General features: G+C 59.8%; 9 protein-coding genes. 3 read left to right on the forward strand and 6 right to left on the reverse strand.

Annotated elements, in window-relative coordinates; all coding sequences use genetic code 11:
- Window positions 1-29 precede the first annotated feature (29 nt).
- Window positions 30-1,181: an ABC transporter ATP-binding protein gene (locus tag MUG98_RS03575; protein ID WP_265110798.1), complete on the forward strand. Its 1,152-nt coding sequence runs from the start codon at window positions 30-32 to the stop codon at window positions 1,179-1,181.
- Window positions 1,182-1,437: 256 nt separating this feature from the next.
- The gene (locus MUG98_RS03580) at window positions 1,438-2,220 is read left to right on the forward strand and encodes an IclR family transcriptional regulator (RefSeq protein ID WP_265110799.1); all 783 of its coding nucleotides are present in this window, start codon (window positions 1,438-1,440) and stop codon (window positions 2,218-2,220) included.
- 2,662 nt (window positions 2,221-4,882) lie between these two features.
- On the opposite strand, the gene MUG98_RS03585 is transcribed toward MUG98_RS03580, so the two are convergent.
- Window positions 4,883-5,569, reverse strand: coding sequence for a haloacid dehalogenase type II (locus MUG98_RS03585; RefSeq protein ID WP_265110800.1), 687 nt, complete (start codon window positions 5,567-5,569; stop codon window positions 4,883-4,885).
- Window positions 5,570-5,748: 179 nt separating this feature from the next.
- Window positions 5,749-5,988: a DUF8119 family protein gene (locus MUG98_RS03590; RefSeq protein WP_265110801.1), complete on the reverse strand. Its 240-nt coding sequence runs from the start codon at window positions 5,986-5,988 to the stop codon at window positions 5,749-5,751.
- Window positions 5,989-6,180: 192 nt separating this feature from the next.
- Here MUG98_RS03590 and MUG98_RS03595 point away from each other — a divergent pair, with 192 nt between their 5' ends.
- Window positions 6,181-7,152, forward strand: a complete 972-nt coding sequence (locus tag MUG98_RS03595) for a C-terminal binding protein (protein WP_265110802.1) — start codon at window positions 6,181-6,183, stop codon at window positions 7,150-7,152.
- 233 nt (window positions 7,153-7,385) lie between these two features.
- On the opposite strand, the gene MUG98_RS03600 is transcribed toward MUG98_RS03595, so the two are convergent.
- The 4 genes from MUG98_RS03600 to nrfD all read right to left on the reverse strand — a co-directional run bounded on the left by MUG98_RS03600 (window position 7,386) and on the right by nrfD (window position 14,146).
- Window positions 7,386-8,384: an Ldh family oxidoreductase gene (locus tag MUG98_RS03600; RefSeq protein ID WP_265110803.1), complete on the reverse strand. Its 999-nt coding sequence runs from the start codon at window positions 8,382-8,384 to the stop codon at window positions 7,386-7,388.
- 205 nt (window positions 8,385-8,589) lie between these two features.
- Complete coding sequence (locus MUG98_RS03605; protein ID WP_265110804.1) at window positions 8,590-9,765, reverse strand: Mrp/NBP35 family ATP-binding protein; 1,176 nt, start codon at window positions 9,763-9,765, stop codon at window positions 8,590-8,592.
- Complete coding sequence (locus tag MUG98_RS03610) at window positions 9,765-12,782, reverse strand: molybdopterin-dependent oxidoreductase (protein WP_265110805.1); 3,018 nt, start codon at window positions 12,780-12,782, stop codon at window positions 9,765-9,767. Before MUG98_RS03610 ends, MUG98_RS03605 begins: the two co-directional genes overlap by 1 nt.
- Before the next feature lie 2 nt (window positions 12,783-12,784).
- Complete coding sequence (nrfD, locus tag MUG98_RS03615; RefSeq protein WP_320443110.1) at window positions 12,785-14,146, reverse strand: NrfD/PsrC family molybdoenzyme membrane anchor subunit; 1,362 nt, start codon at window positions 14,144-14,146, stop codon at window positions 12,785-12,787.
- Window positions 14,147-14,159: the final 13 nt, after the last annotated feature.

Genomic DNA, 14,159 nt, shown 5'->3' on the forward strand with positions numbered 1-14,159 from the left:
CAATACACTCAAACCCCCGTAACAGGACTATGGGACAGGTTGACGTAAGCGGATTGACGAAAGTGTATGACGACGGCAGCAGTAACACGATCGTTGCCGTCACCGATCTCGACATCACGATCCAGGACGGCGAGTTCCTCGTGCTCGTCGGTCCGTCTGGATGCGGCAAATCGACGACGTTGCGCTGTCTGGCCGGTCTAGAAATGCCAACCCAAGGAACCATCGATCTCGACGGAAAAGAGATCACCCGGAAACGGCCCAAAGAACGAGGGGTGGCCATGGTGTTCCAGAACTACGCACTGTATCCCCACATGAACGTCCGGAAGAACATGACTTTCGGGCTGAAGATGACAACGGATCTTTCAAAAGAAGAGCGGATCGAAAAGGTCGAGGAAGCGGCCGATATTCTGGGTATTACCGACCTCCTCGAGAAGCGGCCGAAAGAACTCTCGGGCGGCCAGCAACAGCGTGTCGCACTCGGTCGCGCCATCGTTCGCGATCCGGAAATCTTCCTGATGGATGAACCGCTGTCGAATCTGGACGCGAAACTGCGGTCTCAGATGCGAACAGAACTGCAACAACTCCAGCAGAATCTCGACGTCACGACGGTCTACGTGACCCACGACCAGACCGAGGCGATGACGATGGGCGATCGGATCGCCGTGCTCAACCAGGGTCGGCTCCAGCAGATCGGGACGCCGCTCGAGTGCTACCACGAGCCGGCGAACCAGTTCGTCGCGGGCTTCATCGGATCGCCGAGCATGAACTTCATCGAAGTTACCCACAAGGACGGGACGCTCGTCGGGCCGTCGTTCGAGTACGATCTCCCGTCGGAGATCCAGCAAGAGATCGCCGACGAGAACACAGAATTGACGCTCGGTATTCGGCCTCAGGACATCGAACTCGCCAAACCGTCCGTCGATAACGCCATCACTGCAGACGTAACGGTAATGGAGCCGATGGGGGAAGTGTCGAACCTCTATCTCGACATCGGCGAACAGACGTTGACCGCTAGCATCAGCGGCGAACTCGTCATCGACTCGAGTCAGGACATCAATATCATCTTCCCCGCCGATCGGATCCACCTCTTTGACAGAGCGACCGGCAACGCGGTCAAGAACCGGGAATCGATCGACGATGGTGACGACCTCGAAAAGCATATGATCACTCCGTCCAGCTGAGTTCTCTCGTTTCTCCGTCCATTGTCACAGCGTCGCTGTGAGACCACGTTCCTCCACGGTGGTCGTCCGTGAGTCGTTTGCAAGTCGTGAACGCGCGCGATCGAGGTCACCGTTACTGGTTCTGCGAACGACGTAGTTCTGTGCCGGCCCGATCAAACGTGCGACGGATACCGAACGCTTGCGGCTTAATGTAGATCGTAGCGGGTGCGTTTTCCACATGCAAACAATTATGTGGGTCGTGCTACCATCAGAGAGTATGAACGAACACCAAGACGGACCGACGGAACGACGGACCGTGAACGCGGTCCAGTTCTCCTGTGACATACTCGATGCGCTGAAACGACTAAACGGCGCAGGAGTGACGGAGATTGCAAACCACCTAGACGCCTCGAAAGGGGCCGTACATACGCACTTGGCGACGCTCGAGGCGAACGAGTTCGTCGTCAAACGTGACGACGAGTACAGGCTGAGTCTCCGGTTTCTCGATCTCGGCAAGTACGTTCGCGACGAGATCAAGATCTACGACGTCGTGGAAGAAGAGATCGAGCGGCTGGCCGACGTCAGCGGCGAAGTCGCACAGTTCATGGTCGAACAGCACGGTCGGGGCGTCTACCTGTACAAAGCGGAGGGCGAAAACGCCGTCCAAACCGCCTCCTACGTCGGTGGACGTAATCCCATGCACTGTACCGCCCTCGGGAAGGCGATCCTCGCACACCTCCCCGGGGAACGCGTCAGGGAAATAATCGACCGCCACGGGTTGGCAGCGAAGACATCGAACACGATCACCGAGCGGGAGGAACTCTTAGCGGAACTCGAGGAGATTCAGGAGCGGGGACTCGCGTACGACAGGGAGGAGATTTTCAAAGGGCTGCAGTGCGTCGCAGCACCAGTCCTCGACCGGAGCGGCGACGTGATCGGCGCCGTCAGCGTTACCGGGCCGACGAGTCGAATGCAGGGCGATCGGCTGGAAGAGGAGGTTGCGGAGATGGTCCAGCACACGTCGAACGTGATCGAGGTAAACGCCGCACAGGTCCAGTAGTGTTCGCACCTCGAAAACGCGTTTGATATCGATATCCGCTGCGACTCGATTTGCAGGGATCGTGTTTGCACAGAACAAACGGCAGCAGTGGACGGAAAGCACCGGGATTACACACATACGCTTGTATATATTTTAACGGTTCTCGTCAGAAGGTCGCAGACCGATTCCGCGGTTGATCCTGAATTTACATCCATATGGACGTAATAGATCATTCGAAAATCATATCAGTTCCTCGTTTTGCAATCGTTCAAACAGTTTCTCCAGATGTGATGTACCATGTGTGCCTGTGGACCGCCGTGAAGAGACTACATTCGCTCAGGACGGCATCGCGATACACGAACAAGAATCCACGTATCCGACTCGCCGCTGGTCCGTGAGAGTAGTAGAAATTCGACCTCACACTTCACGAGGATCCGAATTCGAAACACGATTTGATTGAGGACGGACGCCCGTCCGCTCGAAACCGACCGCGTAGTCTGCGTGTGTGGCAGGGTTGTCTCCGGCTTCGCATTCCACGTGCAGAACTGAAATTCATGATTTTGGACTCGTGAGCAGTCCTGCAATGACTCACGATCCATTCTCGATGTGTCCACTAGTCGTCTACCAACCCTAGTTGATACTTGTGAAACCGATCGAAACCGAAGCGACGGAACGAGAGTGTATCATCTATTTTCTTATCTTTATTATTTCCTATACGAATAGTGATTATTATGAGGCGTGCAATGAGAGGGGATATCCGACACAGGCTATATCGGACCGCGTGGACTGGGAACCGCGACTCTACAGCCGGCAATGTGATAATATCGATGGAAACTCAAAAATTCAGTGGTATTACCTACTCATATCTTCCAGAAACCCATAAACATAATAATCTGTGGATTCGGACCGAACTTTGGATCTTCGGTGGTGAATGTATGGGGTTGGCTTGTGACATCGACCAGAACCACACCTCTGGAACCCTGTCGCTCAGCAACCCACGCAAAAATCACTGAATGTGCAACCGCAGACGGCGGAAATAGTCGGATCTGGTAAGCCGCTGTCCGCCTTGGGATCGATTCCAGCGTACAGGCAGTACTGCTGATTGCCACACCGAATCACCGTCCCGTCAAGCGCACTGCGATACCTGACAGCGGGCTGTAAATCGTATTCATCCAGCCGATTGAGCACAACTTTCTGCGAGCGATCGAACCAGTAGTGTAGAATTTTCGAACTATATGTAAAACAGAGGAATCAGCAAGACGGAGTCGAATCCCTGAGCGCCAGCAAGCCGTGCGAAGTCTGCGGCCGTCCCACCACAACCACGTCGATCTAGGCACGCCGGCCGCTGTGGCGGTTGAGTTGTGCCGTGGTAGCCGCACGACCGTCCCACCTTCCAGTTCACGATACACTGACTCGGGCACACTGATCCAAGCGTTCCGCGCTCCGCGGAGAACAATGTCGACGGCTGCCAGCACAATCAGCCCCGCGTTAGTGACACAGCCAGGGTTCCAGACGGACGACTGCTGCTTCTTAGGGACTGTATCTTGCGCGCCAGTGCCGTACCTAGTACGTCCTATGACATACCTGTGTTCGATGGCACCGAACAACTCCTTCGTGATCCTAGAAGCAGAGGCTGGCCCAGGCGGCGTCAATTTACACTCGTACTGTAGTAAATACTCTTCCTCCACATACATACCCCATTAATTATATGAGTACGTTAGTATTTCGGTGGGGAAACAGCGTTTCCACTGTAATTCCGTGTCTGCTAAGACCTGCAGTCAGTGGAGATCGAGGGTCGCTCACGATGCCGTTTTGTGTCATCGAACACCCGGTTCACGCAAGATAGACCAATGCTTCTATGCGGGCTCTCGACTATCTCCCGGTTCGGTAATGGAGTACCCAACAACGAGGCCTTCGCGTTTCCTGTGATGCTAGACCGTTGGTCGGCTGAAGCGCTCCCGAACGTTCTACGGGTGTTTGATTGTTGGATCCAGCCCGTCCAGTGGTTCACAGCATCCTGGTGGGTTGTTGTCAGTATTATCCTTCGATGATCTTCTACTACTGAGTTCGTTCTGTACGTTCGCTTGGAAATGATTTTGTTCGACTAGATCGAACACGTCTCGATAGCTTGGTGAGAATTGATCACTGGGGTCCAATGCCCATCGGAGGTTAGCAGGACCGTTGAGAGCAGTCACAGTCAAAAACGAAAATACGTGCTCGCTAACGCGGTTTGCGCTGTGAGCGCGGTGGTCGGCTGGCGTCGCGGGGTTGGGATGCTTCTTCCGCCATTGATTACAGTGGCGGTTGGTCTCAGAATCGTAATCTCCATCGGTCGGATAGCCGGCGGGAAGATGCCGATCTACAAACCATTGGAACAGACGCCGGATCCGGGCATCCAGGCATCGGTGTACGACGGGACCGGCCTGTTGTTTTGTGTGATGGGTGTCTACCAGCGTCTCACCGCCTTTCTGCTGATATTCCTAGTCGAGTCGAGAGGAGAGTTCCGCGACGGTGGCTGCCATCCTGGAAGTCACACGAGAGGACTGGCTACGGACTGTTTCGGACGGTAACCATCGGGATCAGGCGATAAGGGTTGAACTGTCAGGCCTCGTCCATCCGAGAACTCTTCTCGCTGAGCACGGTGTTGAACCGATCTTCACCAACTATGGTGCCGACCGATGTGCTATTCATCGAACGCTGCAACGAATTCGAACAGATCGTCGACGATTAGGTCGGGTTCACCGTCGTAGGTCTCCCAGGGGAGGTCCTGTCGATTGACCCAGACGGCTTGCATGCCGGCGTTCATCGCACCGAAGACGTCGTACCAGGGCGTCGCTACGTGAACGACGTTTTCGAGAGGTGTATCGGTTCGGTTCGAAGCGTGCTGATAGATCGCCGCATCCGGCTTGTAGATCTCGATCTCGTCCGCGCTGATCGTATCGATGACGTGGTCGTCCACGTCCGCGCGTTCGACGATGGCGTCGAGGAGTTCGGGTTCGCCGTTCGAGACGATATAGAGGTCGTACCCCGCGTCATCGAGTTGTTCGAAGCTGTCGGCCACGTCCCCGAAAACGTCGAGTTGTCGGAAGACGTTGGCGACCGCGTCGATCGTCTCTTCGGAGAGTTCGACGTCGTGGACCGCCAGCGCGTACTTCAGGGCCTGTCGCGTAGTCCGCTGGTACGGTTCGTACGCCCCTACGAAGTTACACAGCATCCGGTACTCGACAGCCCGCGTCCGCCAGCGGGTGACGATCGGGTCTGGATCGTCGACGTACTGACGAAGGACCCGGTCTGTCGACCCGAGCACGTCGACCAAGGTGGTAAACGAGTCGAACGTAATCGTCTCGATATCGTCTACGGCGACTGCCATGGCAGTACCTATACGTCAGCTCTTAACAAAATACCGGTCGGAACAGAACGGTTCGATTGTCACGAAGCGATCAACCCATGCCTCAGTCGAGGGTCCGCTTCAGGTGGCGTCACTGACAGCCCACGGCCTCGATCTCACACCGGTATCCGGGGAGACCTAGACGCTCGGCGACGTGACGACTAGGAATCGTTCGTTGCTTCCGCCTCTGCGAGAGACTCCCACGCCGGGACCGCCTGGAGGTAGATGTACCACACCCCGAAGTAGATCGTAAAGAAACTCCACAGCGGCCAGTCTAGCTGGTCGACCATGAACGCGATAGCGCCCGTCCACAGTAGTGCAACGCTCACGTCCCGCAGGATGGCTTCGCGGTTGTGCTCGAGATAGGCACGAAACCCGCTTTTGTCCGATTCCTCCGACATATCTGTCTCTAGGAAGCGAATCTGTCGATATAAGCGTACCGTTCGACAACTGTCCCCGGGTTCTCGAGATCCCGAGTCTGTGCGGAGCCGACGGGCTCGGGCCGGGGATGCTTGTCGGCCTCTCAGTCAGTGGTAATCGCAGCCGTCTCGAGGACCGGTAACGTTTTGGACTCGTTTCGTCAACGCCTCCGTATGGTAGACTATCACATTGTAGTCACTGATCATGATTTCGACGACCTGGCGATCGAACGCACAGTTCTCGACGGTATCGCCGAGGTACGGACGCTGGCAGCGGACGTAGGCGATGTCGGTCGGCAACTCCCCGACTCTGTCGATGGTATACTCAACCTCCGTGCGGAACTGGATCGGTCGGCAATCGGCAGTCTCGACGAATGCAAGATCATTGCTCGCTACGGGATCGGTGTCGACAACGTAGCCCTTGACGCGGCCAGCGAGAAGGGGATCTACGTGACAAACGTTCCGGACTACTGTCTCGAGGAGGTCGCGACTCACGCGCTCGGAATGGCTCTGGCGCTGGCCAGGTCGCTACACCGTTACGACCGGTCAGTCGCCGGCGGCGAGTGGGATCGCGACGTTGGGACGCCGATCCACCGGCTCTCGACACGGACCGTTGGTGTCGTCGGGTTCGGGGGGATCGGACGGGCGTTCGGCGAGCGCGCCGCCGCACTAGGGGCTGATGTGATCGCACATGATCCGTACGTCGACGAAGAGGAAGTCGTCGACTACGACGTGACACTTCTCGGGTTCGAGGAATTGCTCGACGGTGCCGATATCATCTCTGTTCACTCTCCGCTGACCGATTCGACGAGGAGACTGTTCGACGAGGACGCTTTCCACCGAATGCGCGACGACGCGTATCTGATCAATGCCTCTCGGGGCGCGATCGTTGACCGAGTAGCCTTACTCGACGCGCTCGAAGCCGGCAAGATCGGAGGTGCCGGACTGGACGTCTTCCCCACGGAACCGCCCGCTGCGGACGATCCGATCCGGGACCATGAGGCGGTCCTCACGACGCCGCACGTCGGCTGGTACTCCGAGGAGGCGAACGTGGAGCGGCGGCGGGCCGCCGCAAGGTGTGTTCGGCAGGCGCTGGAGGGCGATCGGCCGTCGAACCTGGTTAACGAGGATGCCGTCGACGGATGAGCGACTCGACGGGCGTGCGCCAGTGAGCGAACGTCTCCGGCGAGTGAGGGTCGAGACAGGCGTCTCGGTCGGACGAATCGGGCGTCTCTCGGGTTCGTTCGTCGACTTCGGCCGCTAGTCCGCTCGTTTCTATCGCGCCCAGCACACGTCATGTCGTCATCGTTGCAAGGAGAAGACGAAAACCGGTGGCCACGCGGATGCGCTCGACCGGATGATCGGCCGTCGTAAACCGTCTACTCAGTGAGCGACTGCACTTCCTCCCAGAGATCGTCGTCGATTGAGATCGTCTCGGCGTTCCGTTCCCGTTTCACTGATCGCTCGCCTGGGAGCCGTATCTCGTCGAAACCGGAGGCGAGCGGCTCACGTTTGAGCGAGTGGAGATACTCGCTTGCACGGTCCGCGAACCCTTTCCCGGCTAGTGCATCGGGATCGATGATGGCGAAGAGATCCCCCTTCGTGCAGGGATCCTCGGTGTGGTACGTCCCGGTGACCTCCCGCCCCATTGCCGCCCCGACGAGCCCGCCGGCCAATATCTCCACAGCGATCGCCAGTCCCGATCCTTTAGGGCCGCCGAAAGGAAGTATCGTCCCTTCTAGGGCTGCCTCCGGGTCGGTCGTTGGCTCGCCTTGCGAGTCGAGAGCGATTTCTTCCGAAATGGATCCGCCCTGCTCGCTCTTCTCAAGGATCTTCCCCCGGGCGATGCTGGAGGTACTCATATCGAGATTGAAAGGTGGGTGGGTGGGTAGACCGATCGCGATTGGATTCGTTCCCAGAATGGGTTCGGAGCCGCCGTAGGGGGGCATGGCTGGCTCTGTATTGGTCATGCCGATAGCGACGTACCCATCGTGGCGCGCCTGGTTTGTGTAATATCCGAGCATCCCGAGGTGATTAGAGCTGTGTGCACCGACCACGCCGACGCCGTACTCGTCAGCGCGGTCCATCGCCTCGGCGATCGCCCTAGTTGCAACAGTCGCGCCTAACTTCGATCCGCCGTCAAGCGTTGCCGCAGCCCCTGAATCACGCACCACCTCGATTTTGCCCTCGGGATCGACGTTTCCGTGCTCGATTCCACGGACGTACCGTGGTAGCCGGAGGAGGCCATGTGATCCTTTGCCCATCGCATCAGCCGTCACGAGGACGTCGGCGGCGAGGTCGGAATCCGCGGGTGCGATGCCGTGGGCCTGGAACGCCTCGGATGCGACGCGTTTCGCACGCGACCTGTCGACCTCCATCAGATCGCCTCCGATCGGTTGCCCGCTGCCGGCCGTCCGGCTGTTCGTTCGATCGGGGCCGTGCTGTAACATCCTGTTCGCGGCGAACGGTTGAGCTGATTCGAGTCGTGTGTTCTCATACCACTGATCGCCTCACACCGGATATTCCGAGAGGACGCACATAAAACACCGGTTCGCCGGTGGCAGGATGCGAGATCGCGCTAGCTCAGGATTCCGTTAGCCGATCGCCGCCAGTCGTAGCGAGCCGGTCGATGCGGGCGGCCGTCCGTGTACAGATCTGGTCGAACGCATTCCGGAGAGGGCCAGCGTCCTCCCGTATGACGACCGGATCGGGAAGCTCCTCCCGTTCACGCTCCTCACGCGTCCGGGGAAGGTCGAGCCGACCGATGACGGGCACTTCGATTCCTGGCGGGTTGACATCCTCCTCCCGATTCGGTGCACCGACGGCAGGATTCAGGGGGAGCCGTCCGAGCACTGGCACGTCGAACCGCTCGCTCAGCCGTCGAGCACCGCCGGTATCGAAGATTTCGTGGGTGGATCCACAATCCGGACAGTCGAAGCGGCTCATGTTCTCTACGATACCGAGGATCGGAACGTCGTACCGATCGAAGGCACGCAGCCCCCGTTTAGCGTCCTCGATGGCGACTGGCTGTGGGGTCGTGACGATCACAGCACCGGACAATGGAAGAGATTGAGTGAGCGTCAGGTGAGCGTCGCCGGTTCCGGGCGGGAGATCGACGACGAGGTAGTCCAGACTGCCCCACTGGACATCCGTCAGTAGTTGCTTGAGGGAGTCGTCAACGAGTACGCCTCGCCATATCACGGGATCATCTTCGCCGACGAGAAAGTCCATGCTCATCGCCTTCACGCCGTGGGCGGTCCGGGGACGGATTCGGTCGTCGAGCGTCGTCTCGGGTGTCCGATCGGACAGCCCCAACATCGCCGGGGCATTCGGACCGTAGACGTCGGCATCGAGCAAGCCGACGTCGCTCCCGCTTCGAGCGAGGGAGACGGCCAAGTTCGTCGCGACCGTGCTCTTGCCGACGCCACCCTTTCCGCTTGCGACCGCGACGACGTGTTTCACGTCCGAGAGGGCATCGATGCGGACGCCCGGATCCGGAACCGCTGGCTCCCAGACCACCTCAACAGTCGTGACGCCTGTAACCTCCAGCGCAGCGACCCTGATCTCTCGCTCGAGGCGATCTCGGACTGGGCCAGGCGGGACCGGGATCCTGACCCGGACCGTGACGGTTTCCCCGGCTACGGTCACGTCTCCACTCCCGACGAGATCAGTGCCGCCGCTCCCCCCGTCGATCGTCACGCTGGTGAGTCGCTCACTGACGCGCTCGACCGTTTCATGTCGGGGCGTGTCCGCAACCATCAGTTCGACCTCGAGGACCGCTCCTCGGGGTCCCAGCGCTCGGGTCGACCGACGGGACCGCCGACGTACCACGCCTCGTCGTCACCGTTCGTCGGCGGGGCAACGGGCCGTTTGAGCCACTTGGGTCGACGCAACCCCTCCGGTCCCGGTGCGGCGTTCGTCTCGTCGAGCCACTCGCGATAGATCGCCATGGCTCGCTCGGTGTCGACGTAGACGTCGCCGTAGTAGTCGTCGTCTTCGGCCGGTCGCACCGTGACCTTTTGATGCCAACAATGCATCCCCGAGATCGGGTCGGGATGGGGTGCGTGCGTGAGGTTCTGCGCAACCCCTCCATCGGTCCACCAGACGCGCTCGCTGTCCGGATCGTCGCTCTCGAACGGACCGATCCCATCGACCTGACGCATTCCCCACTGGCTCTCGGCGTTGTCCAGTGCCACCGTCACCTTTCCGTAGGGATCGCCACCCTCTTCCGCCTCCCCGTCGCCGTCCTCTCGGTCGATCTTCCACTGACCCATATGGTGAGACATGGCAGTGATCCCGGGCTTGATCGATTCGGTCACCCACACCTCGTTCACGAAGTAGCCGATGTCCGTCTCCACACGGACGAGGTCACCGGTCTCGACGCCCAGCCTGTGGGCGTCCCTGGTGTGCAGCCAGACGGGGTTATTATGGGAGATTTCCTCGAGCCACTTGGAGTTTGACGACCGGGAGTGGATCTGGGTCGGAAGTCGAAACGTCGGCACCAGTACCATCTCGCCGTCGTCGTAGTCGATGTTCTCGGGGTGGACATGGCTCTTTAGGTAGTGGGGGATGGTGTACTCCTCGTCGTCCCAGCCCCACTCCGCGATCGTCTTCGAATAGAACTGCTGTTTTCCGGTCGGGGTGGGAAACCCGCGTTTCGGTTCGCCGTCGACCATCACGCCCAGCACTTCTGAGCTATCCGACTCGGAGGCCGTCTCCGGCCGATCACCCCGGCGGATCGTGCCGTACTCGTCGACCCACACGTCGTCATCCTCGAGGATTGACTCGTCGATTGGTTCCTCGTGAAGCACATAGTCGTTCGTCGAAGCCTCGAAGGCGCCGTGATGTTTCATGTACTCCAGAGGTGTCATCCCTTCCGCGTCGGCGCGCTCGACGAGGGCCTCCTCGTGTTCGAAGACGTACCTGTAGTACTCGTCGATCGTCATCTTCGGTGGTTCCTCGCCGTCGTCGCCCTCGCGGTACGGACTCTCGAAGTGTTCGCGAATCCCAAGTTCGCCGTCCTCGTCGAGCTGCCAGGAGAGTTCGATCCAGAACTCGTCTTCTTCCCATACCTCACCGGGATTTGCCTCGTAGGTGTACTCGACGTTCTCGCCCTCGCGCTCGGCGAACTCCCGAAGGACGGGCTGACGGTAGGTGACCCACGTTCCGGCGTGGGTCTCCTGGCTCTGGATGTCGTGGCGCTCCGGACTGTGGCCCATCGGCAGGACGTAGTCGGCGAAGTACGCCGTCTCGTTCCAAGTAGGCGTGAGCGCGACGTGCATCCCGACCATCTCCTCGTCGCTCAGCGCCTCGATCCAGGAGAACCCGTCAGGGTAGGTGTAGACGGGGTTGAACACGCGGGTGAAATACACCGACAACTTCCCGCGGCCCTCCTTGAGGAAGTACGGCAACAGCTGACTCATCTCGTAGTGGGCGAAGGGATACTCGACGGGCAACTGGAGTTCGTCCCAGAGTGTCTGGCGCGGCGGCTCCTTCGGCATCTCCGGCTCGAACTTGTGCCATGCGTTCGGCGACGTTCCGCCTTTCGTCCCGACGCTCCCGGTCAAGACTGACAGGAAGTGCAGACACCGCGAGACCTGCCAACCACCGCGGTTGCCGCTGGCGGCGCTGCGCCAGATGTGGCTCGCGAACCGATCGCCGGCGGTACCGATCTTCCGGCCGATCGTTTCGATCTTCGCGGCGTCGACGCCGCTTTCGCCCGCCGCAGACTGGGGCGTAAACTCCGCATAGATTTCCTTCAGCGTCCGGATATAGGTCTCGAAGCTGCGTTCGCGGTCGGGATACTCCTCATCAAGGAATTGTCCCCAATTGACCCAGTTCCGGAGGAATTCTGCGTCGTAGAGGTCTTCCTTGAGGATCACGTTCGCCATCGACAGCAGGACGGCAGCCTCGCTGCCGGGCTGGGTCGGCAGCCAGTGGTCGGCCATCGCCGCGGTGTTCGAGAGCCGTGGATCCATCACTGCGAGCTGTCCACCGTCTTGCATGCCCTCGATGATCCGCTGTGCGTGCGGATTGAAGTAGTGTCCAGATTCGAGGTGGGCCGACAGAAGCAAAACGACTTCCGCATTGGCGAAGTCCGCGCTCGGCCGGTCGTACTTATGCCAGAGGGCATACCCGGCCCGCGCGCCTGCACTACAAATATTCGTATGCGAATTGTGACCGTCCAGCCCCCAAGCGTCGATGACCCGATCCATGAATCCCTCGTGGCCCGGGCGTCCGACGTGGTAAGTAATCTCGTTTTCTCGGCCGTCTTCGATAGTCTTGCGCATCTCACTGGCAATATCATCGAGAGCGTCTTCCCAGGAGACGCGTTTCCACTTGCCGCTCCCTCGCGGTCCGTCGCGCCTGAGCGGGTATCGGATGCGCTGGGGGTCGGTCAGCTGATTGATCGTCGCCGGTCCTTTCGCGCAGTTGCGCCCGCGCGAGCCAGGGTGTTCGGGGTTCCCCTCGATCTTCCGAATCTCCCCGGTTTCCTTGTCGATGTAGGTCAGGAGGCCACAGCCGGCCTCGCAGTTGAAACACGCCGTCGGAACGAGCGAGTATTCGCGGGGTTCGCCGCTGGACTCGTACTCCAGGTAGGAGTCCCACGTCTCGGGATCGGGATAGGACGCGAGCTGACCGTCAGGACCGATGCTTTCGACGCCGTCGGCGCCGAGTCGCTGGCGTTGCTTTTTCGTGTCTGTCGTTCGGTTCGACAGAATACCTAGCCGTTCGGCGAGTCGTTCGACTCGAGTCGGAGTGAAGTTGTTTCCCATGGTTACGCGAGTGAAATGGTTTGTGGTGCGGTAATCCAACAGTACTCGAAGGCGAAGAGGCCGGCCAGTGCCGCGATGCCCGCGGCGGCGACGACCGGCCCGGTTCCACTGATTGCGATCAGGATGAGTGGGACGGCGATCCCCAGGGCAATCCCGCCGATCCAGAACGCAGTACTGAACTCCCCCCGGACGATCCGGGCGGCGGCCTCCTCGGCGTCTTCGGTCTGGTGAGGAGTGAGGATCTCTGACCCGATCAGTGCCAGGTGGACGACCAGTCCGGCCGCAAGCAGTAGCCTCGATGGACCCACGAATGTCCCGATCCCGATCAGTCCCATCAGTGCGGTCGCGGCGGCGCCCGCGACGACCGCCTGCACGAACATGTGAAGCGGCATCGCCGGGCTCTGCCAAAGGTCGCGTCCCTTCGACTGGCTGAACAGGAATGCCGTATAGACGGCGGTCGCGGCTGCAAGCGCCCCACCTGCCACGAGAGAGGTGGGGTGGACGACAGCGTCGACGCCGAGCAGCCAGCCGACGACCACGAGCCCGAGATACCCACCGTACGCCGTGATGATGTACGCGCCTCTCACCAGCCACGATTTCCAGTTGGGTCGCAGCAGCACCCAGTGGAACCGTCCGGGCCGATCCAAATCGAGGATCAGCAAAACACCGGTCAAACCGAGGAACGCTGCACTGACTGTAGCACTGGCCCCGATCAGGTCCAGCGAGGGTTCGATCAGTCCCGTCAACATCAGTAGTACGGGCAACAGGAAGACGCCGGCGCTGATCGACTTCGTCCACGTGTAGGAGTACACCTCCCATCCCCACGACGTCCGATGGTTCTCGGCGACGTCGTACACCCTCTTCGCCTCGGTCTGGAGGAGTTCGTAGGCCCGTTCGGTCCGGCTTGATCCGACGTCCGCCGACGTCCCGGACCTGGCGCCGCCGTCGGAGGCGACGCGGTCGCTCCCTTCGTCGCAGTCACAACTATCACAGCCACAACCCTCTTTTCTGCCGGGTCGCTCGCCGCCGTCAGCCTTGGGTTCGATCATGCTCCTGTCGCTGTTCGACAGGGAGACATCCGATTCGGCGAGCGACTGGGCGGCACGCTCGAGGTCGAAGTCCTCGCGGGCTGCACCGCGAGTTTCGACCTGGTTGGGTGCATCGCTCCACATGTAGTGTTCCCCCCGGTCGGTCGATTCGGGCGTGATCGAACTCTCGTCCCCCTCGACGTAGAAGAGGTTCGGTTCGGTCCCTTTCTCGGGCTTGCGGGCTTGCACCTCCTGTCCGGAGATCGTCCCGCTAATCTCAGTCTCCGGGTTCTCCATGTCCCCAGCGATGATCGCGTCCTCCGGACAAACGGTCACGCAAGCGGGTTCT

Origin of the sequence: Halosolutus halophilus, assembly GCF_022869805.1 — an archaeon.
Lineage (GTDB): Archaea > Halobacteriota > Halobacteria > Halobacteriales > Natrialbaceae > Halosolutus > Halosolutus halophilus.

Excerpts from the sequence above, each read along its gene's own strand:
- MUG98_RS03585 (WP_265110800.1), bottom strand. The coding sequence starts at position 5,569 with ATGGCAGTCGCCGTAGACGATATCGAGACGATTACGTTCGACTCGTTT.
- MUG98_RS03580 (WP_265110799.1), top strand. The coding sequence starts at position 1,438 with ATGAACGAACACCAAGACGGACCGACGGAACGACGGACCGTGAACGCG.
- MUG98_RS03575 (WP_265110798.1), top strand. The coding sequence starts at position 30 with ATGGGACAGGTTGACGTAAGCGGATTGACGAAAGTGTATGACGACGGC.
- MUG98_RS03600 (WP_265110803.1), bottom strand. The coding sequence starts at position 8,384 with ATGGAGGTCGACAGGTCGCGTGCGAAACGCGTCGCATCCGAGGCGTTC.
- MUG98_RS03610 (WP_265110805.1), bottom strand. The coding sequence starts at position 12,782 with ATGGGAAACAACTTCACTCCGACTCGAGTCGAACGACTCGCCGAACGG.
- MUG98_RS03595 (WP_265110802.1), top strand. The coding sequence starts at position 6,181 with ATGGTAGACTATCACATTGTAGTCACTGATCATGATTTCGACGACCTG.
- MUG98_RS03590 (WP_265110801.1), bottom strand. The coding sequence starts at position 5,988 with ATGTCGGAGGAATCGGACAAAAGCGGGTTTCGTGCCTATCTCGAGCAC.
- MUG98_RS03605 (WP_265110804.1), bottom strand. The coding sequence starts at position 9,765 with ATGGTTGCGGACACGCCCCGACATGAAACGGTCGAGCGCGTCAGTGAG.